Here is a 20,354-nt window from a genome sequence, read left to right on the forward strand (position 1 = left end):
ACGGATACGATCCCGCGAATGAACACTAAACACCTGGTTGCATGGGCGGTCACCTTCGTGGTGCTGCTGGTCATCGACATGATCTGGCTCGGCGTCGTCGCCAAGAGCATGTACCAGGAGGCCATGGGCGACCTGATGTCGCCGAACCCGCGGCTGGCCTTCGCGGCGGCGTTCTACCTGATCTATCCCATCGGCTTGCTGATCTTCGCGATCCTGCCGGGCGCCGAGGCGCAGAGCGTGACACGGGCGGCGGTGCTTGGCGGCCTGTTCGGCCTGTTCTGCTACGCCACCTACGACCTGACGAACCTGGCCGTCATTCGCAACTGGCCGCTGGCGCTGTCTTTCATCGACATTGCGTGGGGCACGCTGGTGAGCGGTGTGGCGGCCGCAGCGGGCGCGGCCGCGCTGAGGTGGTACGCGACGCGTTGACCGGCCCGCGCTCGACCTCACGCTCCCCGAAGAAAACGCGCTGACTTTTTCAGCGCAGGAGACTCGTCACTCCCGGGTCATCCGAGGTCTTTAGATTGCAGCTCCAGAAACGGTGCGCAGCAGGCGCGCCGCTCGAACACCATCCGAGGGAGTTGCATGACTCGACGCTTCCATGCCCCAGCGCTGCTGCTGGGCGTTTCCTTGCTGCTGTCCGCCTGCGGCGGCAGCAACAACACCAGCCACGTGCTGCCGCTCACTCCGCCCCCGGCCACGCCGCCCGTGGCGGCGCAGGCGCAGAGGAACGTGCTGTTCTTCCTGGGCGACGGCATGGGCATCACCACCATGACCGCGGCGCGCATCTACAAGGTCGGCGAAGACGGCGACCTCACGATGGACACGCTGCCCGAGACCGCCTTCGTCCACACCTATTCGAACGACGCCCAGGTGACCGACAGCGCGCCCTCGATGTCGGCCTACATGACCGGCGTGAAGATGAACAACGAAGTCATCTCCATGAGCGCGGACACCAAGGCCACCGACGCGGCGGGCAAGGCCTACCACGTCAACTTCGACAGCACCTGCCCCTCGGGCAACGGCCAGGCCGTGGAAACGCTGCTGGAACAGAGCAAGGCCAGGGGCTATGCCACCGGCGTGGTGACCACCACGCGCATCACGCATGCCACGCCCGCCGCCACCTACTCGCATGTGTGCCACCGCGACGCCGAGAACACCATCGCCGCGGCGCTGGTGCCGGGCGGCGCGGGCTACAACGGCAAGCTGGGCGACGGCGTGGACGTGTTCTTCGGCGGCGGCACCGACTACTTCACCAGCAAGGAAGCCGGCGGCAAGCGCAACGACAAGCGCGACCTGATCGCCGAGCTGAAGGCCGCGAAGTACAGCTTCGCCGCCAGCAAGAGCGACTTCGACAAGCTGCCCGTCGACGGCAGCACCAAAATCGCCGGCCTGTTCACCAAGAGCCACATGGCCTACGACCTGGACCGCGACGCCGCCAAGGAGCCGAGCCTGGCCGAGATGACCGGCAAGGCCATCGACGCGCTGGCCGCGCGCAAGAAGGGCTTCTTCCTGATGGTGGAAGGCGGGCGCATCGACCATGCGCTGCACGCCACCAACGCACGCCGCGCGCTGCAGGACACCGGCGCCTTCGACGACGCGATCAAGCTCGCGCTCGACAAGATGCAGGCCATCGACCCGGGCCTGAAGAACACGCTGGTGGTGGTCACGGCCGACCACGACCACACGCTGCAGCTCAACGGCTACGCCGCGCGCACCGGCAAGACCGAAGCCGGCAAGCCGGGCGTGCTCGGCCTGGTGAAGGACTACGTCGACACCAGCAAGACCAGCAAGGACGTCGACGGCAACCCGTACACCATCATCGGCTTCGGCAACGGCCCGGTGCGCCTGGCCACGCGCGGCGCCATCGACGCCACCGCGCTGGAAAGCAAGGACTACAGGCAGGAAGCGGTGGTGCCGATGGACGGCGCGAGCGACTCCGAGACCCACGGCGGTGCCGACGTGTTCCTGGGCGCGCAGGGCCTGGGCGCGGACAACTTCTCGGGGGTCATCACCAACACCGACGTGTTCGGGCTGATCAAGAAGGCGGTCGGCCTGTGAGGGGCCGCGAGCACCCACGGACGAACACCCACATGCCCAAGACCATGAACCGCACCATTCGCACCACCCGCCTGGCCGTCGCCCTGCTTGGCGGCGCCGCAGGCATGCTGGCCGGCAACGCGCACGCCGCCGGCGAAGCCAGGAACGTCATCTTCTTCCTCGGCGACGGCATGGGCCCCGTCACCGTCACCGCAGCGCGCATCTACAAGGGGGAGAAGCAGCTGGCCGCCAGGCCCGGCTCGCTGGTGAGCCCGGAGCGCGCCAACCTCGTGATGCAGTCGCTGCCCTACGCGGCGCGCGTGAAGACCTTCTCGCTGGACGGCCAGACCACCGACAGCGCGCCTTCCATGGCGGCCTACATGACCGGCGTGAAGATGCGCAACGAGGTGATCTCGATGTCGAGCGACACCGTCGCCGTCGACAGCACCGGCAAGCAGTACATCAACGGCGAGAACACCACCTGCCCGCCGACCAACGGCAAGGCCGCCGACACGCTGCTGGAGCTCGCCAAGGCCAAGGGCCGCGCGGTGGGCGCGGTGTCGACCACGCGCGTGGGCCACGCCACGCCGGCCACCACCTACGCGCACATCTGCAACCGCAACGGCTACAACACCATTGCCGAGCAGAGCGTGCCGGGCCATGCCAACTACAACCCCAAGCTGCTCGACGGCATCGATGTGCTGCTGGGCGGCGGCCAGCGCAACTACCTGACGACGGCGGGCACCAAGCGCACCGACGGCGTCGACCTGGTGGCCGCGATGACCGCCAAGGGCTACACCTACGTGGACAACGGCACCAAGCTCAAGGCCGTCGATGCGGCCGCCACGGGCAAGCTGCTGGGCCTGTTCTCGCCGAGCGAGATGGCCTACGAGCTGGACCGCGTGAAGCAGAACCTCGACCAGCCCAGCCTGTCGGACATGACCGAGAAGGCGCTCGGCGTGCTGAGCAGGAACGACAAGGGCTTCTTCCTGATGGTGGAGGGCGGGCGCATCGACCACGCGCTGCACGGCACCAACGCCAAGCGCGCGCTGGAAGACACGCTGGCCTTCGACGCGGCCATCCAGACCGCGCTGGACTACATGAACAAGAAAGACCCGGGCCTGAAGAACACGCTGGTGGTGGTCACGGCCGACCACGACCACGCGATCGCCTTCAACGGCTATCCGAAGATCGGCAACCCGATCCTGGGCCTGGTCAACGGCTACGCCGACGGCAAGCCCTCGAAGGCGTCGGACGGCAAGCCGTACACCACGCTGGTGTTCGGCAACGGCGGCCGGCCCAACGCGACCGCAGGCAGCGACGTCAACGCGGAAGACGGCGGCAAGAAGTGGATCGCCCCGGCACGCGCGGCGAGCCGCGACGACCAGAGCGTGATGGACACCACGGACGACAACTTCCTGCAGGAAGTCGGCATCAACCTCGGCTCGCCCGGCGCGGAAACGCACGGCGGCGGCGACGTGATGCTGTTCGCCGGCGGCGCGGGCTCGAAGATCTTCAAGGGCACCATGGAGAACATCAAGGTGTTCAACAAGGTGAAGGAAGCGGCCGGCCTGTGAACGCCTCCCCGACCCTCAAGGCGCTGCTGGGCGCCACGGCCTTCGCGGCCTTCTCGATGACGGCGGGCGCGGCGGGCGACGCTGCGGCGCCCGACCAGAACCTGCGCATCAGCCACCACGTGATGTCGATCGGCAAGGACGGCGTGCAGCGCGAGAGCCGCTACGCCGACCTGATGTTCCGCCGCGCCGGCACGGTGTGGATCGAGCGCGAACTGCCGCCGGTGCTGCGCGCCGACCACGACCACGAGGCGCGCGAAGGCAAGGTGCACATCGGCCACTCGCACGCCGACACCACGGCAGCGCCGCTGTGGCTGCGCCGCGATGCGGCCGGCAAGGTACAGGTGGGCATGGTGCTGCGCGAGCAGCGCAAGGTGATCGAGGTCGACCAGGCCAACTACGGCAACGTGGGCTACGGCGGCTCGTGGGCCAACGCCTACTGGCTGGTCGACCCGGCGAGCCTGCCGCGCATGAAGGCGCTGGGCGCCGGCGGCAAGGGGGTGCAGCGCTACGAGTTGCCGCAGGGCGAAAGCACGCTGCGCATCGACTGGGACGTGGCGGGCCGCTACGCCCGCAGGATCGAGCAGCGCAACGCGAACGGCACCTCGGTCAACACGATGACCGCCGCGGCCATCGCGGCACCGAAGACACTGCCCTGGCAGACCGCCGAGGTCTACGAGCGCGGCGAGTACTCGGACTTGCTGGACTGAAGTTCTAGAGGAAGCGCTCCAGCAGCTTGCGCGACGCGCGGTCCAGTTCCTTCACGTCGGGAATCCTGAACTGCACGCCGTGCGCGCTGGCGATGAGCAGCGCGCCGCCTTCGAGGCGGCGAATGTCTTCCTCGGCCTTGAGCACGAAGGCGGTGTCGCCGCGGTCGGTGCTCACGGTCCAGGTGCTGGGCACGCCGAAGCTGGACACGCGGTGCAGCCGCAGCAGCGTGGGCGCGAAGTCGCGCACGGCAAGTTCTTCTTGCAGCAGTGCCCTGGCGTTGCCCGGCAACTGCGCGACGTCGTCGATCCAGACCAGCTCGCGCCCTTCGCCGCCGACCAGCGACACGCCATGGCCGGGCGCGCTCAGTGGAAAGGCGCGCACCGGCGTGATGCCCACATGCCGCTCGCCCTGGGCGTCGGTCAGCACGAGGCGGCCGAAGGTGTCGCGCTCGAGTTCGAAAGAGGGTTGGGTGTCGGTGTTCATGCGTTCCCCGCCGGATGGGCTGCGTGCGTCACGGCCATCGATGCCTGCGCGCCCGCGCGTTCGTCGACCGCGCCTTCGCTCGCATCGTCGTCGCCCTGGCGCAGCTGCGCCTGGTACAGGCGCCAGTAGGCGCCCTGCTTGGCCATCAGCTCGTCATGCGGCCCGACCTCGACCACCTCGCCGCGGTCCATGACCACGAGGCGGTCGGCCTTGCGCAGCGTCGAGAGGCGGTGCGCAATGGCGATGGTGGTGCGGCCCTGCACGAGGTTGTCCAGCGCCTTCTGGATTTCCTTCTCGGTCTCGGTGTCCACCGCCGAGGTGGCTTCGTCGAGGATCAGGATGCGCGGGTCGATCAGGAGCGCGCGCGCAATGCTGATGCGCTGGCGCTCGCCGCCCGACAGGCCCTGCCCGCGCTCGCCCACCAGCGAGTCGTAGCCGTGCGGCAGCCGCAGGATGAAGTCGTGCGCATGGGCCGCGCGGGCCGCGGCCACCACCTCTTCGCGCGTGGCGTCGGGCTTGCCGTAGGCGATGTTCTGCGCGATGGTGCCGAAGAACAGGAACGGCTCCTGCAGCACCAGCCCCACGTGGCGCCGGTAGTCGGCCACGGCGAAGCGGCGGATGTCGGTGCCGTCGACCTTGATGGCGCCGTCGGTCACGTCGTAGAAGCGGCAAATGAGGTTGACCAGCGTGCTCTTGCCCGAGCCGCTGTGGCCCACCAGGCCGATCATTTCGCCGGGCTCGATCACCAGGTCGAGGTCGTGGATGACGGCGCGCGAGCCGTAGCGAAAGCCCAGCCCGCTCATCTCGATGCGGCCCTGCACACGCTCGACCTTCACCGGATTTGCAGGTTCGGGCACGTTGCTCACATGGTCGAGGATGTCGAAGATGCGCTTGGCGCCCGCGGCCGCCTTCTGAGTGACCGATACGATGCGGCTCATGGAGTCGAGCCGCGTGTAGAAACGCCCGATGTAGGCGATGAACGCGGTGAGCACACCCACGGTGATGCTGCCGCGCGCCACCTGCCAGATGCCGAAGGCCCACACCACCAGCAGGCCGATTTCGGTCAGCAGCGACACGGTCGGCGTGAACAGCGACCAGGTGCGGTTGAGCTTGTCGTTCACCTGCAGGTTGTAGACGTTGGCCACGCGGAAACGCTCGGCTTCGCGGCGCTCCTGCGCAAAGGCCTTGACCACGCGAATGCCGGGGATGGTGTCGGCCAGCACGTTGGTCACCTCCGACCAGACGCGGTCGATCTTCTCGAAGCCGGTGCGCAGGCGGTCGCGCACCACGTGGATCATCCAGGCGATGAAGGGCAGCGGCACCAGCGTGACCACGGCCAGCAGCGGGTTGATGGAGAACAGGATGATCGCGGTCATCACGATCATCAGCACGTCGTTGGCGAAATCGAGCGCGTGCAGCGACAGGAAGACGTTGATGCGGTCGGTTTCCGAGCCGATGCGCGACATCAGGTCGCCGGTGCGCTTGCCGCCGAAGTAGTCCAGCGGCAGGGTCAGCAGGTGCTCGTAGGTGGTGGTGCGCAGGTCGGCGCCGATGCGCTCGGACACCAGCGCCAGCAGGTAGGTGCGCGCCCAGCCCAGCCCCCAGCCGACCAGCGCCGCGATCAGCAGGCCGCCCAGGTACAGGCCCACGCGCATGGTGTCGATCTTCTGCCCGTTCTGGAACGGAATCAGAATGTCGTCCATCAGCGGAATGGTCAGGTACGGCGGGACCAGCGTGGCGGCGGTGGAAATGAGGGTCAGAACGAACCCCAGGATCAGCTGCTTGCGGTACGGCCCGGCAAAACGGCCCAGGCGCAGCAGCACCCAGGTCGAGGGCGGGGCCTGGATTTCGGTGTCTATCGCGCCGTCGTCGCCGTCGGCCGGGTCGACGGCCCGAGGCATTTCCTTGGCGGCACCCTGTGTTCGCTGTCCGAACAACTTGAGCAGCCGCAGCGCCGCGGCCTGGCTGCCCAGCGTGTAGCGCCAGCGGCCCAGACGGCCCGCGGGCCCCGTCAAATCAAGGGTTCCGACGCCGGAATGGTCTGAAAGACGCAGTTCGAGGGCCGATTCAGTTAGCGACCACTCACGCCATTCGCCACCCGGTTCGCACGCAATCAGCCTCCGGTCAGTGAGGGCGACTAGGCCGCCGGAAAAGCGAAGTTGGTCGTCGAGGTCAACCGTCAGTGTTACCAGAACGTTTTCCGCGACTGCGAGACGGTTTTTCAGCGCCGCTGAAGCCGCCTCTGTTTCGCCCTCCCGGGTGCCGACTGGATCGTGATGTTGCATTGTGTTTCTTTGACTCTTGCCCGTCGCGGGCCGCATGGACCGCTTCATGGCGCCCTTGGTCGGGCGCCGATTCTGACCGATCACCATGGGCGCGCTTGAAGGCGCCGCGGTGCTCGGCCAAAGCACATCGAACGTTTGCATGACCCGTTTCGACGACATCCAATTGCTGCGCATCAACTATTTGCGCGGTCCCAATCTCTGGACTTACCGTCCGGTGCTCGAAGTCTGGCTCGATCTGGGCTCGCTCGAGGACTTCCCCTCCAACAAGATCAACGGCTTCACCGACCGCCTGACCGGGCTGCTGCCGGCGCTCATCGAGCACCACTGCGGCGTCGGCGAGCGCGGCGGCTTCATCCAGCGCCTGACCGAGGGCACCTGGTCGGGCCACGTGCTGGAGCACGTCGTCATCGAGCTGCTGAACCTGGCCGGCATGCCCACGGGCTTCGGGCAAACCCGCAGCACCTCGGAGCACGGCGTCTACCGCATGGTGTTCCGGGCGCGTGACGAGCAGGTCGCCCGCGTGGCGCTGGCCCAGGGCCACCGCCTGCTGATGGCCGCCATCAACAACGACCCGTTCAGCGCCGCCGACGTGCAGAAGGCGGTCGACGCGGTCAAGGCCAAGGTCGAAGACTGCTACCTCGGCCCGAGCACGGCGGCCATCGTGTCCGCCGCCACCGACCGGGGCATTCCGCACATGCGCCTGAACAGCGGCAACCTGGTGCAGCTGGGCTACGGCGCCAACCAGCAGCGCATCTGGACCGCCGAGACCGACTACACCAGCGCCATCGGCGAATCGATCGCCAGCGACAAGGAGCTGACCAAGTCCCTGCTGGCGAGCTGCGGCGTGCCGGTGCCCGAAGGCCAGGTCGTCAACAGCGCCGAGGAAGCCTGGGAAGCCGCCGAAGACATCGGCCTGCCGGTGGTCGTGAAGCCGTCGGACGCCAACCACGGCCGCGGCGTCTCGCTGGAACTGACGACGCGCGAAGAAGTCATGGCCGCCTTCGCGGTGGCCGAGCCCGAAGGCAGCGACGTGATGGTCGAGCGCTTCATCCGCGGCCACGAACACCGCCTGCTGGTGGTGGGCGGCGAAGTGGTGGCGGCCGCGCGCGGCGAGATCATCACCGTGACCGGCGACGGCCAGGCCAGCGTGCGCGAGCTGATCGACAAGCAGCTCAACAGCGACCCGCGCCGCGGCGCCGAGGAAGAGTTTCCGCTCGACGTGATCGTGCTGGACACCGACGCCAAGCTGCAGCTGGAGCTCAAGCGCCAGGAGCTGGACGGCAACGCCGTGCCGGCCGCCGGCCGCGTGGTGACCATCCAGCGCAACGGCAACATGGCCAACGACTGCACCGACCAGGTCCACCCCGAAGTCGCGCATGCCGCCGTGCTGGCCGCGCGCGTGGTGGGCCTCGACATCGCCGGCATCGACCTGGTGGCGCAGGACATTTCCAAGCCGCTGGGCCCGCAGCGCGGCGCCATCGTCGAAGTCAACGCCGGCCCCGGCCTGCTGATGCACCTGAAGCCGGCCGTCGGTTCGCCGCGCCCGGTGGGCCGCGCCATCTGCGACCACCTGTTCCCCAACGACGCGCCCGGGCGCATTCCCGTGATCGGCGTGGCCGGCTCGCGCAACACCGCGGTGCTGGCACGCCTGGTCGCCTGGCTCGTCAACCTGGGCGGGCGCCACACCGGCCTGGCCTGCCGCGACGGCCTGTTCCTGGAACGCCGCCGCGTCGACGCACGCGACAGCGCCAACTGGGACGCCGGCCACCGCCTGCTGGTGAACCGTGCCGTGCAGGCCGTGGTGATCGAGAACGGCGCCGAGACCATCCTGCGCGACGGCCTGTCGTACGACCGCTGCGAAGTCGGCATCGTCACCGACCTCGACGGCTTCGAAGCCCTCACCGACTACGACATCACCGAGAGCGACCAGCTGGTGAAGGTGCTGCGCACGCAGGTCGACGTGGTGCTGTCCGAAGGCACCGCCGTGCTGAACGCGGCCGACGCGCGCGTGGCCGGCCTGGCGCCGCTGTGCGACGGCGCCGTCATCCTGTATTCGGCCGAACCGCAGGCTGCCGCGCTCACCGCGCACCAGACCGCCGGCGGCAAGGCCGTGCTGGTGCGCCAGGACCGCGTGGTGCTGGCCAACGGCAGCAGCGAATCGTTCCTGCCCGGCCTGGGCCGGCTGACCGTGTGGCGCGCCACCCATGCCGGCGTGAGCCTCGAAAGCCTGCTGGCCGCCGTGGCCGCGGCCTGGGCCCTGGGCATTCCGCTGAACCTGATCGGCGCCGGCGTGGAGGCCTTCGAGGCCGACCTGCAGGCCGCGCTGGCCTCGCTCCAGCTGTCGCAGACCCAGCCCCTCCAACCTCAATTCATCTGACGCGTTCGCGCGCCGGAAACGCAAGCCTCGAGCCCTCGCCGCCCCATGAAAGTCACCCGCATCCGAGCCCTTCGCGGGCCCAATCTCTGGAGCCGCCACACCGCCATCGAAGCGGTCGTGGCCTGCGAAGGCGATGAAAACGCCACCGGCAAGCTGGCCGGCTTCGAAAGCCGCCTGCGCGCGCGCTTCCCGACCATCGGCGAGCTGCACCCCATGGTGCTGGGCCAGCCGCTGGCCCTGGCCCACGTGCTGGAAAACGCCGCCGTGGCGCTGCAGGCCCAGGCCGGCTGCGCCGTCAACTTCGGCCACACCTCGCAGACGCTCGAAGAAGGCGTCTACCAGGTCGTCTTCCAGTACAGCGAAGAGGCCGTGGGCCGCCGCGCCATCGAACTGGCCGAGCAACTGATCGCCGCCGCGCAGGCCGACACCCCCTTCGACGCCGACGCCGCCATCACCGAGCTGCGCGACCTGGACGAATCGGAGCGCCTGGGGCCGAGCACCGGCTCCATCGTCGATGCGGCCGTGGCACGCGGCATTCCGTACCGCCGCCTGACGCGCGGCAGCCTGGTGCAGTTCGGCTGGGGTTCCAAGCAGCGCCGCATCCAGGCCGCCGAAATCGACAGCACCAGCGGCGTGGCCGAATCGATCGCGCAGGACAAGGAACTGACCAAGCAGCTGCTCAACGCCGCCGGCGTGCCGGTGCCGCTGGGCCGCCCCGTGTCCAGCGCCGAAGACGGCTGGGCCGCCGCCCACGAGATCGGCCTGCCGGTCGTGGTGAAGCCGCAGGACGGCAACCAGGGCAAGGGCGTCACGGTGAACATCACCACGCGCGAGGAACTGTTCTCGGCCTACGATTCGGCGGCCGTCTACGGCGAGGTGATGGTCGAGAAGTTTCTCCCCGGCTTCGACTTCCGCCTGCTGGTGGTGGGCGACCGCCTGGTGGCCGCCGCGCGGCGCGATCCGCCGCAGGTGATCGGCGACGGCGTCCTCACCGTGCGCCAGCTGGTGGACACCGTGAACCTCGACCCGCGCCGCGGCGAGGGCCATGCCACCTCGCTCACCAAGATCCGGCTGGACGACATTGCCGTCGGCCGGCTCGAATCGCAAGGCCTCACGCCCGACAGCGTGCCCGCGCGCGGCCAGCGCGTGGTGCTGCGCAACAACGCCAACCTGTCCACCGGCGGCACCGCCACCGACGTGACCGACACCGTGCACCCCGAAGTGGCGGCGCGCGCCGTCGATGCGGCGCAGATGGTCGGCCTGCACATCTGCGGCGTCGACATGGTCTGCGAGAACGTGCTGCGCCCGCTCGAGGAGCAGCACGGCGGCGTGGTCGAGGTCAACGCCGCGCCCGGCCTGCGCATGCACATCTCGCCCTCGTTCGGCCGCGGCCGCGCGGTGGGCGAAGCGGTGATGGACACCCTGTTTGCCCACGGCGACGACGGCCGCATTCCGGTCGTGGCGGTCACCGGCACCAACGGCAAGACCACCACCGCACGCCTCATCAACCACCTGCTCGCCTCCAGCGGCCTGCGCACCGGCATGACCAACACCGACGGCGTGTACGTCGACGGCCGGCAGACCGACAGCGGCGACTGCAGCGGCCCGAAGAGCGCGCGCAACGTGCTGATGCACCCCGACGTGGACGCGGCCGTGTTCGAGGTGGCCCGCGGCGGCGTGCTGCGCGAGGGCCTGGGCTTCGACCGCTGCGAGGTGGCCGTGGTCACCAACATCGGCAGCGGCGACCACCTGGGGCTGAACTACATCACCACCGTGGAAGACCTCGCGGTGCTGAAGCGCGTGATCGTGCGCAACGTGTCCGCCGACGGCTACGCGGTGCTCAACGCAGGCGACCCGAACGTCGCGGCCATGGCCGCGGGCTGCCCGGGCCACGTGATCTTCTTCACCGCCGACCGCATGCACCCGGTGATGGCCACGCACCGCGCCCAGGGCAAGCGCACCGTGTACGTCGACCAGGACACGCTGGTCGCCGCCGAAGGCTCGTGGCGCGAACGCATCGCGCTGCGCGACGTGCCGATCACGCGCGGCGGCACCATCGGCTTCCAGGTCGACAACGTGATGGCCTCGGTGGCCGCGGCCTGGGCCGTGGGCCTGGACTGGGACACCATCCGCAGCGGCCTCGCAAGCTTCATGAACGACGCGGCCGGCGTGCCCGGGCGCTTCAACGTCATGGACTACCGCGGCGCCACCGTCATTGCCGACTACGGCCACAACACCGACGCCATGCGCGCGCTGGTGTCGGCCGTGGACACGATGCCGGCGAAGAAGCGCTCGGTGGTCATCAGCGGCGCGGGCGACCGCCGCGACTCCGACATCCGCGACCAGACCGCCATCCTCGGCCAGGCCTTCGACGACGTGATCCTGTACCAGGACGCGGCGCAGCGCGGCCGCGCCGACGGCGAGGTGATGGCGCTGCTGCGCCAGGGCCTGCAGGGCGCGGCCCGCACGCGCTACATCGACGAGATCCGCGGCGAGTTCGTCGCCATCGACACCGCGCTGGCGCGCCTGCAGCCCGGGGACCTGTCGCTCATCCTCGTCGACCAGGTCGAGGAAGCGCTCGCTCACCTCGCGCAGCGCATCGCGGCTGGCTGAAGCCCCGCTTGCCGGACACGTCCCACAGAGAGGGGCGCGTCCGGCCCGGCCAGAGGGTGCGGCTGTCCCACAGACCCGCCACCCCCACCGACACCACACTGTGGCTCCGGTCACGCACCTCCAGGAGGGCGTGCCCCAACCAGGAGCCCGCATGACAACAACAGTTCGTTCCATCCTTTCCGCCACGGCCCTTTTCGCCGCCAGCGGATTCATCGTGTTCGGCGCGCAGACCGCCGTCGCACAGGCGCCGGGCAGCGATGCCCGCATGCAGAAAGAGCGCGCGGTGTGCGACGGTGTGCAGCAAGACCGCGCAGCATGCCTTCGCGAAGCCGGCGCCGCGAAGCAGGAAGCCGGCCGCAGCGGCCTCACCACACCGAGCCCGGCCCGCGGCCAGGTCAATTCGCTGGCCCGTTGCAGCGAGCAGCCCGGGGCCGACCAGGCCGACTGCGAAGCCCGCATCAAGGGCGGCGCGCGCACCACCACCGAAGGCAGCGTGATGGGGGGCGGCGTGATCCGCGAAACCGTGACGCCGCTGCCGGCGCAGCCCGTGCCGTCGCGTTGAACCCCTTTGACTTCCCAAGGAACACATCATGCAAAGCAAGACCTCGCGTTCGATGATCTTCGCGCTGCTCGCCCTGGGCGGCGTGGCCAGCGCCTCCGTGGCCTCGGCCGCCGGCCCGCGCCGCGGTGACGGCGGCACCTACCAGCAGGAGCTGGCCGTGTGCGGCCACAACCAGCAGGACCGTGCCGCCTGCATCCGCGAAGCCGGCGCAGCGCGCCAGGCCGCGGCCCAGGGCGCCCTGACCGGCGCACCCGACTACCGTGCCAACGCCCTGGCCCGTTGCGGCCTGCAGCAACCGGCCGACCGTGCCGACTGCGAAGCCCGGGTGCTGGGCGGCAGCGGCAACACCAGCGCGGCGGTCGAGGGCAGCGTGATGGGCGGCGGCGTGATCCGCGAATCGGTCACCACCACCGTGCGGCCCGCGCGCCCGATGCCGCGGCCCATGCCGATGGAGCGCGCACCCGAGCCGGTGATGGTGCCCATGCCGGCACCGATGCCGATGCGCTGAACGCCCGCAGGCCCCTCCCTTCCGGGTTTGCGCCCGGAAGGCGGGCGATGACCTTGGCTGTCATAAAACCGTCACAAAAGGCGCAGGAGTGCTAGCTATAGTTCTCGGTCCCTGCCTACCGAGGAATCCCTTCCCATGAATGCCATCAAGGTCGCTCGCCGATTCATCGAAACGGACCCGGCCAACGAATCGGCCAAGATCCTGGCCCAGCTCGTCTTGGCGCTGGAGTCCGAACGCAGCTTCGAACTGATCACGCTGTACAACCTCGACTACAAGAGCTTCCAGCTCGCCATGGACATCCTGAAGGAGTGGCGGCTCGACCGCTACTACGCCAGCAAGTCGAAGCTGTTCGACCTGTCGCTGCAGGTCACCGAGCTCGAGAAGAGCTGAGTTCACCCGGGCACGCCGTGCCCGGTCCCCGTCAGGGCGCGCCCCGCGCTCAGACCATCATCCCGCCCGAGACCTCGATGCGCTGGGCATTTACCCAGCGGTTCCCCTCCCCCAGCAAGCCCGCGATCGCACCGCCGATGTCGTCGGGCCTGCCCGCGCGTCCCAGCGCGGTGAATCCCGCGACCATCGCGTTCACCTGCGGGTTGTCGCGCACCATGCCGCCGCTGAAGTCGGTTTCGATCGCGCCCGGCGCCACCGTGTTCACCGTGATGCCGCGTGCGCCCAGCTCCTTGGCGAGGTAGCGCGTGAGCACTTCCACGCCGCCCTTCATGGCGGCATAAGCGGAGGCGCCGGCCATCGAGAAGCGCGTCAGCCCCGACGACAGGTTGACGATGCGCCCGCCGTCGGCAATCAACGGCAGCAGCTTCTGCGTGAGGAAGTACGTGCCCTTGAAGTGGATGTTGAACAGCATGTCGAACTGCGCCTCGGTCGTCTCCTCGAAGCTCGCATGCAGGCCCACGCCGGCGTTGTTCACCAGGAAGTCGAAGCGCTCGCGTTGCCAGGTGGACGCCAGCGCCGCCTTCACGGCTTGCGCGAACGCGGCGAACGCGCTGCTGTCGCCAACGTCGAGCTGAAGCGCGACGGCGCGGCGCCCCTTCGCTTCGATTTCCGACACCACCGCCTGAGCGCTGGCTTCGTTCGACACATAGGTCAGGATCACGTCGACGCCGTCTGCGGCAAGCGCCAGCGCGGTGCTGCGGCCCAGGCCGCGGCTGCCGCCGGTGACGAGGGCAATGCGGGAAACGGGTGTGATGGAAGCGGTCATTTCAAAGTCCTCGGTGGATGAATCGATGGATGGACTTTAAAAATTACCGGCAGCAAGATAAATCCCGCAAGGCGATGCACACTGTTATCCGATTTCATAACAATCCACCGCAATGAACACCGATGAACTGCGCATCTTCTCCAGGGTCGCCGAACTCGCGAGCTTCAGCCGCGCCGCCGACCAGCTCGGCCTGACCCGGGCGCGCGTGTCGGTGGCCGTGCAGCAGCTCGAGGAACGGCTCGGCACGCGGCTCCTGCAGCGCACCACGCGCAGCGTGCGGCTCACCGAGGACGGCGAACACTTCCTGGCGCGATGCAAGGACTACCTCGCAGAAGGCGAACAACTGGCCACCCTGTTCCGCTCGAACACCGGCGGCCTGACGGGGCGCCTGCGCATCGACCTGCCCGCCACCGTGGCGCGCGACCTCGTCATTCCGCGCCTGCCCGAATTCCTCGCGCGGCATCCCGCGCTCGAGATCGGCATCAGCACCACCGACCGCCGGGTCGACCTCGTGAACGAGGGCTTCGACTGCGTGCTGCGCGTGGGCGTGCTCGGAGACTCCGAACTCGTCGCACGGCCGCTCGGTGTCATGCGCATGGCCAACGCCGCGAGCCCGGCCTACCTGCAGGCACATGGCACGCCGCACACGCTGGCCGACCTCGCGCAGCACCGCATCGTGCATTTCGCGCAAACCGTCTCGCCGAACGATGCGGGCTGGGAATACTTCGACGCGGCAGCAGGCCGCTACAGGGTGCAGCCTGTGCGCGCCACCGTCACGGTGAACGGCACGGACGCCTACAACGCCGCGGCGGTGGCGGGCCTCGGGCTGATCCAGGCGCCTGTCGCGGGCCTGCAGCCTTGCTTCGAGAGAGGTTCGCTCGTGCAGCTGATGCCGGCGTTCACCGCGCGCCCCATGCCGGTGTCGCTGGTGTACGTCAACCGCCGCCAGCTCGCGCCGCGCGTGCTGGCGGTGATGGACTGGCTGACGGAAATCCTCGCGCCGTACTTCACCGAGGAACGCGACGCCGCTAGCGCCCCCAGCGCAGCACCAGCGGGTCGAGCCGCTTCGCCGTCTCGATCAGGCCGGCGCGCGTCTCGGGGTGCATCGCCGGCAGCGGATGCCGCGGCGCCTCGCAAGCGATCACGCCGCCCTCCTTCATGAGCGACTTGCAGGCCAGCAGGCCCGCCTGGCGGTTCTCGTAGTTGATGAGCGGCAGCCACTGCTGGTACAGCGCGAAGGCCTTGTCGCGGTCGCCCGCGCGGTGCGCCTCGATGATCGGGCGAATGCCGTCCGGGTAGCCGCCGCCGGTCATGGAGCCGGTGGCACCGGCGTCGAGGTCGGGCATCAGCGTGATGGCTTCCTCGCCGTCCCACGGGCCTTCGATCGCGTCGCCGCCCAGGCGGATCAGCTCGCGCAGCTTGGCGGCCGCGCCGGGCGTCTCGATCTTGAAATACGCGACGTGCTCGATCTCCCTGGCCATGCGCGCCAGGAACGGCGCCGACAGCACCGTGCCGCTGGCCGGTGCGTCCTGGATCATGACGGGGATGCCCACCGCGTCCGACAGCCGCGCATAGAACTCGAAGATCTGGGGTTCGGGCACGCGGAAGGTGGCGCCGTGGTATGGCGGCATCACCATCAGCATGGCCGCGCCCATGTCCTGCGCGCGGCGGCTGCGCTCGGCGCAGACCTGGGTGCTGTAGTGCGTGGTGGTCACGATGACCGGCACGCGGCCTTTCACGTGCTCGAGGATCGTGCGCGTGAGCACCTCGCGCTCTTCGTCGGACAGCACGAACTGCTCCGAGAAATTCGCCAGGATGCAGAGGCCGTCGGAGCCCGCGTCCATCATGAAGTCGACGCAGCGCTTCTGGCTCTCGAGGTCGAGCGCGCCCTGTTCGGTGAAGGTGGTGGGCACCACCGGGAAGATGCCGCGGTATCTGGGGGTCATGGTGAATCGCCGTGGAGGTCGGTGGAATGTCAGTGCGAATGGCGCGGCACGGCAGAACCTCTGCAGCCCACCAGAAAGTCGAAGTCGCAGCCCTCGTCGGCCTGCAGCACATGGTTGACGTAGAGCTTCTGGTAGCCGCCGCCGCGCGTGCTCATGGGTTGCGCGTCGGTGCCGGTCAACGACGCCAGGCGCGAGGCCAGTTCTTCGTCGCTGATGTCCAGGTGCAGCCGCCCCGCATCGCAATCGAGCTCGATCCAGTCGCCGTCGCGCACCGCCGCCAAAGGCCCGCCGTCGGCGGCCTCGGGCGCCACGTGCAGCACCACCGTGCCGTAGGCCGTGCCGCTCATGCGCGCGTCCGAGATGCGCACCATGTCCTTCACGCCCTGGCGCAGCAGCTTGGGCGGCAGGCCCATGTTGCCGACCTCGGCCATGCCGGGGTAGCCCTTGGGGCCGCAGTTCTTCAGCACCATCACGCAGCTCGCGTCGATGTCGAGGTCTTCGTCGACGATGCGTTCCTTGTAGTGCTCCAGGTTCTCGAACACCACCGCGCGGCCGCGGTGCTTGAGCAGCGCGGGCGTTGCGGCCGAGGGCTTCAACACCGCGCCGCGCGGCGACAGGTTGCCGCGCAGGATGCGGATGCCGCCGTCGGCGATCAGCGGGTTGCTCAGCGGGCGGATCACCTCGTCGTCGAGGCTGGGCGCCTCGCGCACGTTGTCCCAGAGCGACTGGCCGTTGACCGTGAGCGCACCGGGGTGCGGCAACAGGCCGTTCTCGCCCAGCCGCCGCAGCACGGCAGGCAGGCCGCCGGCGTAATAGAACTCTTCCATCAGGAAGCGGCCCGAGGGCATCAGGTCGACGATGGTGGGCGTGTGGCTGCCGATGTGCGTCCAGTCTTCCAGCTCCAGCTCGACGCCGATGCGCCCCGCGATCGCCTTCAGGTGGATCACCGCGTTGGTCGAGCCGCCGATGGCCGCGTTCACGCGGATGGCGTTCTCGAAGGCCTCGCGCGTGAGGATCTTCGACAGCGTGAGCCCTTCCTTGGCCATCTGCACCGCGCGCATGCCCGACATCTGCGCGAGCACGTAGCGCCGCGCGTCGACCGCCGGAATGGCCGCGTTGTGCGGCAGCGAGGTGCCCAGCGCCTCGGCCATGCAGGCCATGGTGGAGGCCGTGCCCATAGTGTTGCAGGTGCCCGCCGAGCGCGACATGCCGCCTTCGGCCGAGAGGAACTGGTGCAGGTTGATCTCGCCCGCCTTCAGCGATTCGTGCAGCTGCCACACGGCCGTGCCCGAGCCGATGTTCTTGCCGTCGAGCTTGCCGTTGAGCATGGGCCCGCCCGTGACCACGATGGCCGGGATGTCGCAGCTCGCCGCACCCATCAGCAGCGCGGGCGTGGTCTTGTCGCAGCCGGTGAGCAGCACCACCGCATCGACCGGGTTGCCGCGAATGGCCTCTTCCACGTCCATGCTCGCGAGGTTGCGCGTGAGCATGGCGGTGGGCCGCAGGTTCGACTCGCCGTTGGAGAACACCGGGAACTCCACCGGAAAGCCGCCCGCCTCCGAGATGCCGCGCTTCACGTGCTCGGCGATCTTTCGGAAGTGCGCGTTGCACGGCGTGAGCTCCGACCAGGTGTTGCAGATGCCGATGATCGGGCGGCCATCGAACTCGTGGTCCGGAATGCCCTGGTTCTTCATCCAGCTGCGGTACATGAAGCCGTTCTTGTCGGCCGAGCCGAACCACTCGGTGGAGCGCAGTTTCTTCGGGGGGGTCTTGGATGTGGGGTCCGACATGCGGAAGTCCTGATGAAAGCTGGAGAGAGAAAAAAAGAAGTCGTCAGCGGCGCGGCGCGCGCGACGTGAAGAAGCGCTGCAGCAGGCAGAACACGAACAGCAGCGCGCCGACCACGATGCGCGTCCACCACGAACTCAGCGTGCCGTCGAAGGAAATCAGCGTCTGGATGATCCCGAGCATCAGCACGCCGAACAGCGTGCCCGCCACATACCCCACGCCGCCCGTGAGCAGCGTGCCGCCGATCACCACGGCCGCGATGGCGTCGAGCTCCAGCCCCACCGCATGCAGGCCGTAGCCCGAGAGCATGTAGAAGGTGAAGATCACACCCGCCAGCGCCGAGCAGAAGCCCGAGAGCGTGTACACGCCGATGAGCGTGCGGCGCACCGGCAGGCCCATCAGCATGGCCGAATGCTCGCTGCCGCCGATGGCGTACACCGCGCGGCCAAAGGGCGTGCAGTGCGCGATGAACACCGCCGCCAGCAGCACCACGATGGCGATCAGCGCGCTGATCGACACCGAGGCTTCGCCCCAGATCGGAATGCGGATCTGCGAAACCTCCGAATAGAACGCGTTGGTGATGCTGATGGAGTCGATGCTGATCAGGTAGCACAGCCCGCGCGCCAGGAACATGCCCGCCAGCGTGACGATGAAGGGCTGCAGCCTGTAGCGCTCGATGAGCAGCCCCATGAATGCCCCGAAGGCCGTGCCCATCGCCAGCACCAGCGGAATGACGATGCCCGGGCTCCAGCCGTGCTTCTCGACCAGCGAGGCCGAGACCATGGTGGTGAGCGCGATCACCGAGCCCACCGACAGGTCGATGCCGCCCGAGAGAATCACGAAGGTCATGCCCACGGCCACGACGATCAGGAAGGCGTTGTCGATCAGCAGGTTGAGGAACACCTGCGCCGAGAAGAAGCCGTCGTAGAACACCGAGCCGAGCGTGGCCACCAGCAGGAACAAAGAAATGGTTGCGGTCAACGGCAGGTACTTCGGATTGAGCCCGTTCCTGCCCTTGCCCCCGGTCTTGCTCCCTCTCCCGCTAGCGGGAGAGGGCTGGGGTGAGGGTGCCGTATCGATCACCGCGCTCATACCTTGGCCCCTTCACCCGCCGGCCGCTGCACCAGCGACCGGATCTCGGCACGAAACTCCGGCGACTGCAACAGCATCACCGCGAACACCACCCCTGCCTTCACGACCAGGTTGATCTCCGGCGGCACGCCCAGCGAATAGATCGCATAGGTCAGCGTCTGGATGATCAGCGCCCCGATCACGCTGCCCACCAGGCTGAAGCGCCCGCCGGTGAGTGCCGTGCCACCCAGCGTCACGGCCAGGATCGCATCGAGCTCGATGAGCTGGCCGGCGTTGTTGCCGTCCGCGCTCTTCACGTTGGAGCTGATCAGCAGGCCCGCCACGCCCGCGCAAGCACCGCAGAACGCATAGGCCCCGACCACCAGCCGCCGCGCCTGCACGCCGGCCACGCGTGCCGCCGTCGGGTTGATGCCCACCGCCTGGATGAACAGGCCCAGCGCCGTGCGCGTGATCGCCAAGTACAGCAGCACGAACACCGCCGCCACGATGAACAGCGAGAACGGCAGGCCCAGCAGGTAGCCGCTGCCCAGGAAGAAGAAGGGCTTGTAGTAGATGGTGATGATCTGCCCGTCGGCGATGAGCTGCGCGATGCCGCGCCCGGCCACCATGAGAATGAGCGTCGCGATGATCGGCTGCATGCCCACCTTGGCGACCAGCAGGCCGTTCCACAGCCCGCACAGCAGCGCGATGCCGATGGCCGCGGCGATGGCGAGCGACATGGGGAAGCGGCTCACGTCGTTGGCCACCGAGCCCCCGATCATCCAGGCCGCGAGCGACGCCGCAATGGCCACCACCGCGCCCACCGAAATGTCGATGCCCCGCGTGGCGATCACCAGCGTCATGCCCAGCGACACCAGCACCAGCGGCGCCGCGCGGTTCAGGATGTCGATCAGGCTGCCGTAGAGATGGCCGTCGCGCCATTCGAGGTGGAGGAAGCTGGCGTTGAAGGCGGTGTTCACTGCGAGCAGGAGCAGCAGTGTGATGAGGGGCCAGGCGAGGCGATGGCGCATGAGGGATGAAAGGCGGTTCATGTCTTCTGCCTTGCTCCTTCCCCCTTTGGGGGAAGGTTGGGATGGGGGCACGCGGCCTTCGACATTGCGCGAAGGTGAAGGCCGCGCGCCCCCACCCCGACCCACCCCCCGGAGGGGAGGGAGAAAAA

The 20,354-nt window shown here is 68.6% G+C and carries 16 protein-coding genes and 1 pseudogene; 10 read left to right on the plus strand and 7 right to left on the minus strand.

Annotation, left to right across the window (positions count from 1 at the left end; all coding sequences use genetic code 11):
* The first annotated feature begins 18 nt into the window (after positions 1-18).
* The 4 genes from AC0IYU_RS13275 to AC0IYU_RS13290 all read left to right on the plus strand — a co-directional run bounded on the left by AC0IYU_RS13275 (position 19) and on the right by AC0IYU_RS13290 (position 4,324).
* On the plus strand, positions 19-429 hold the full coding sequence (locus tag AC0IYU_RS13275; RefSeq protein ID WP_472117399.1) for a DUF2177 family protein: 411 nt from the start codon (positions 19-21) through the stop codon (positions 427-429).
* Positions 430-585: 156 nt separating this feature from the next.
* Positions 586-2,061 carry an alkaline phosphatase gene (locus AC0IYU_RS13280; protein WP_472117401.1) on the plus strand — a complete coding sequence of 492 codons (1,476 nt, stop codon included), beginning with the start codon at positions 586-588 and terminating at the stop codon, positions 2,059-2,061.
* A 32-nt stretch (positions 2,062-2,093) separates the two neighbouring features.
* Positions 2,094-3,617 (plus strand): alkaline phosphatase, encoded by a 1,524-nt coding sequence (locus AC0IYU_RS13285; protein ID WP_472117404.1) that lies wholly within the window; start codon positions 2,094-2,096, stop codon positions 3,615-3,617.
* Entirely contained in the window at positions 3,614-4,324 is a 711-nt protein-coding gene (locus AC0IYU_RS13290) for a hypothetical protein (RefSeq protein WP_472117407.1), read from the plus strand. Before AC0IYU_RS13285 ends, AC0IYU_RS13290 begins: the two co-directional genes overlap by 4 nt.
* 4 nt (positions 4,325-4,328) lie before the next feature.
* Here the strand turns inward: AC0IYU_RS13290 and AC0IYU_RS13295 are convergent, their stop codons facing one another.
* Positions 4,329-4,808 (minus strand): cyanophycin metabolism-associated DUF1854 family protein, encoded by a 480-nt coding sequence (locus tag AC0IYU_RS13295; protein ID WP_472117410.1) that lies wholly within the window; start codon positions 4,806-4,808, stop codon positions 4,329-4,331.
* Complete coding sequence (locus AC0IYU_RS13300; RefSeq protein WP_472117413.1) at positions 4,805-7,093, minus strand: cyanophycin metabolism-associated ABC transporter; 2,289 nt, start codon at positions 7,091-7,093, stop codon at positions 4,805-4,807. The genes AC0IYU_RS13295 and AC0IYU_RS13300 overlap by 4 nt, the downstream gene beginning before the upstream one ends.
* A gap of 139 nt (positions 7,094-7,232) precedes the next feature.
* Between AC0IYU_RS13300 and AC0IYU_RS13305 the strand changes: the two genes are divergently transcribed.
* From AC0IYU_RS13305 to AC0IYU_RS13325, 5 genes are all read left to right on the plus strand, one after another.
* Positions 7,233-9,470, plus strand: coding sequence for a cyanophycin synthetase (locus AC0IYU_RS13305; RefSeq protein ID WP_472117416.1), 2,238 nt, complete (start codon positions 7,233-7,235; stop codon positions 9,468-9,470).
* Between the two features lie 45 nt (positions 9,471-9,515).
* The gene (gene cphA, locus AC0IYU_RS13310; protein WP_472117419.1) at positions 9,516-12,083 is read left to right on the plus strand and encodes a cyanophycin synthetase; all 2,568 of its coding nucleotides are present in this window, start codon (positions 9,516-9,518) and stop codon (positions 12,081-12,083) included.
* A gap of 151 nt (positions 12,084-12,234) precedes the next feature.
* Positions 12,235-12,645 carry a hypothetical protein gene (locus AC0IYU_RS13315; RefSeq protein ID WP_472117422.1) on the plus strand — a complete coding sequence of 137 codons (411 nt, stop codon included), beginning with the start codon at positions 12,235-12,237 and terminating at the stop codon, positions 12,643-12,645.
* A gap of 28 nt (positions 12,646-12,673) precedes the next feature.
* Positions 12,674-13,153, plus strand: coding sequence for a hypothetical protein (locus AC0IYU_RS13320; RefSeq protein ID WP_472117425.1), 480 nt, complete (start codon positions 12,674-12,676; stop codon positions 13,151-13,153).
* A gap of 135 nt (positions 13,154-13,288) precedes the next feature.
* Positions 13,289-13,543 (plus strand): hypothetical protein, encoded by a 255-nt coding sequence (locus AC0IYU_RS13325; protein ID WP_093245227.1) that lies wholly within the window; start codon positions 13,289-13,291, stop codon positions 13,541-13,543.
* 49 nt (positions 13,544-13,592) lie between these two features.
* Here AC0IYU_RS13325 and AC0IYU_RS13330 read toward each other — a convergent pair whose 3' ends face one another.
* The gene (locus AC0IYU_RS13330) at positions 13,593-14,369 is read right to left on the minus strand and encodes an SDR family NAD(P)-dependent oxidoreductase (protein ID WP_472117428.1); all 777 of its coding nucleotides are present in this window, start codon (positions 14,367-14,369) and stop codon (positions 13,593-13,595) included.
* A gap of 112 nt (positions 14,370-14,481) precedes the next feature.
* On the opposite strand from AC0IYU_RS13330, the pseudogene AC0IYU_RS13335 reads away from it, so the two are divergent.
* Positions 14,482-15,348 (plus strand): annotated as a pseudogene (locus AC0IYU_RS13335) (LysR family transcriptional regulator); the annotation flags it as partial.
* A gap of 49 nt (positions 15,349-15,397) precedes the next feature.
* On the opposite strand, the gene AC0IYU_RS13340 reads toward AC0IYU_RS13335, so the two are convergent.
* From AC0IYU_RS13340 to AC0IYU_RS13355, 4 genes are read right to left on the minus strand one after another with little or no spacing between them, the layout of a single operon-like run.
* Positions 15,398-16,315, minus strand: coding sequence for a dihydrodipicolinate synthase family protein (locus AC0IYU_RS13340; protein WP_472117431.1), 918 nt, complete (start codon positions 16,313-16,315; stop codon positions 15,398-15,400).
* A 29-nt stretch (positions 16,316-16,344) separates the two neighbouring features.
* Positions 16,345-18,105: an IlvD/Edd family dehydratase gene (locus tag AC0IYU_RS13345; RefSeq protein ID WP_472117434.1), complete on the minus strand. Its 1,761-nt coding sequence runs from the start codon at positions 18,103-18,105 to the stop codon at positions 16,345-16,347.
* A 43-nt stretch (positions 18,106-18,148) separates the two neighbouring features.
* On the minus strand, positions 18,149-19,195 hold the full coding sequence (gene yjfF / locus AC0IYU_RS13350) for a galactofuranose ABC transporter, permease protein YjfF (protein ID WP_472117437.1): 1,047 nt from the start codon (positions 19,193-19,195) through the stop codon (positions 18,149-18,151).
* Positions 19,192-20,226 (minus strand): ABC transporter permease, encoded by a 1,035-nt coding sequence (locus AC0IYU_RS13355; protein ID WP_472117440.1) that lies wholly within the window; start codon positions 20,224-20,226, stop codon positions 19,192-19,194. The genes yjfF and AC0IYU_RS13355 overlap by 4 nt, the downstream gene beginning before the upstream one ends.
* Between the last annotated feature and the right edge of the window lie 128 nt (positions 20,227-20,354).

Source organism: Variovorax sp. AC103 (assembly GCF_979254005.1).

Excerpts from the sequence above, each read along its gene's own strand:
- AC0IYU_RS13315 (WP_472117422.1), top strand. The coding sequence starts at position 12,235 with ATGACAACAACAGTTCGTTCCATCCTTTCCGCCACGGCCCTTTTCGCC.
- AC0IYU_RS13355 (WP_472117440.1), bottom strand. The coding sequence starts at position 20,226 with ATGAACCGCCTTTCATCCCTCATGCGCCATCGCCTCGCCTGGCCCCTC.
- AC0IYU_RS13275 (WP_472117399.1), top strand. The coding sequence starts at position 19 with ATGAACACTAAACACCTGGTTGCATGGGCGGTCACCTTCGTGGTGCTG.
- AC0IYU_RS13280 (WP_472117401.1), top strand. The coding sequence starts at position 586 with ATGACTCGACGCTTCCATGCCCCAGCGCTGCTGCTGGGCGTTTCCTTG.
- AC0IYU_RS13300 (WP_472117413.1), bottom strand. The coding sequence starts at position 7,093 with ATGCAACATCACGATCCAGTCGGCACCCGGGAGGGCGAAACAGAGGCG.
- cphA (WP_472117419.1), top strand. The coding sequence starts at position 9,516 with ATGAAAGTCACCCGCATCCGAGCCCTTCGCGGGCCCAATCTCTGGAGC.
- AC0IYU_RS13320 (WP_472117425.1), top strand. The coding sequence starts at position 12,674 with ATGCAAAGCAAGACCTCGCGTTCGATGATCTTCGCGCTGCTCGCCCTG.
- AC0IYU_RS13345 (WP_472117434.1), bottom strand. The coding sequence starts at position 18,105 with ATGTCGGACCCCACATCCAAGACCCCCCCGAAGAAACTGCGCTCCACC.
- AC0IYU_RS13305 (WP_472117416.1), top strand. The coding sequence starts at position 7,233 with ATGACCCGTTTCGACGACATCCAATTGCTGCGCATCAACTATTTGCGC.
- AC0IYU_RS13330 (WP_472117428.1), bottom strand. The coding sequence starts at position 14,369 with ATGACCGCTTCCATCACACCCGTTTCCCGCATTGCCCTCGTCACCGGC.
- AC0IYU_RS13295 (WP_472117410.1), bottom strand. The coding sequence starts at position 4,808 with ATGAACACCGACACCCAACCCTCTTTCGAACTCGAGCGCGACACCTTC.
- yjfF (WP_472117437.1), bottom strand. The coding sequence starts at position 19,195 with ATGAGCGCGGTGATCGATACGGCACCCTCACCCCAGCCCTCTCCCGCT.
- AC0IYU_RS13340 (WP_472117431.1), bottom strand. The coding sequence starts at position 16,315 with ATGACCCCCAGATACCGCGGCATCTTCCCGGTGGTGCCCACCACCTTC.
- AC0IYU_RS13325 (WP_093245227.1), top strand. The coding sequence starts at position 13,289 with ATGAATGCCATCAAGGTCGCTCGCCGATTCATCGAAACGGACCCGGCC.
- AC0IYU_RS13285 (WP_472117404.1), top strand. The coding sequence starts at position 2,094 with ATGCCCAAGACCATGAACCGCACCATTCGCACCACCCGCCTGGCCGTC.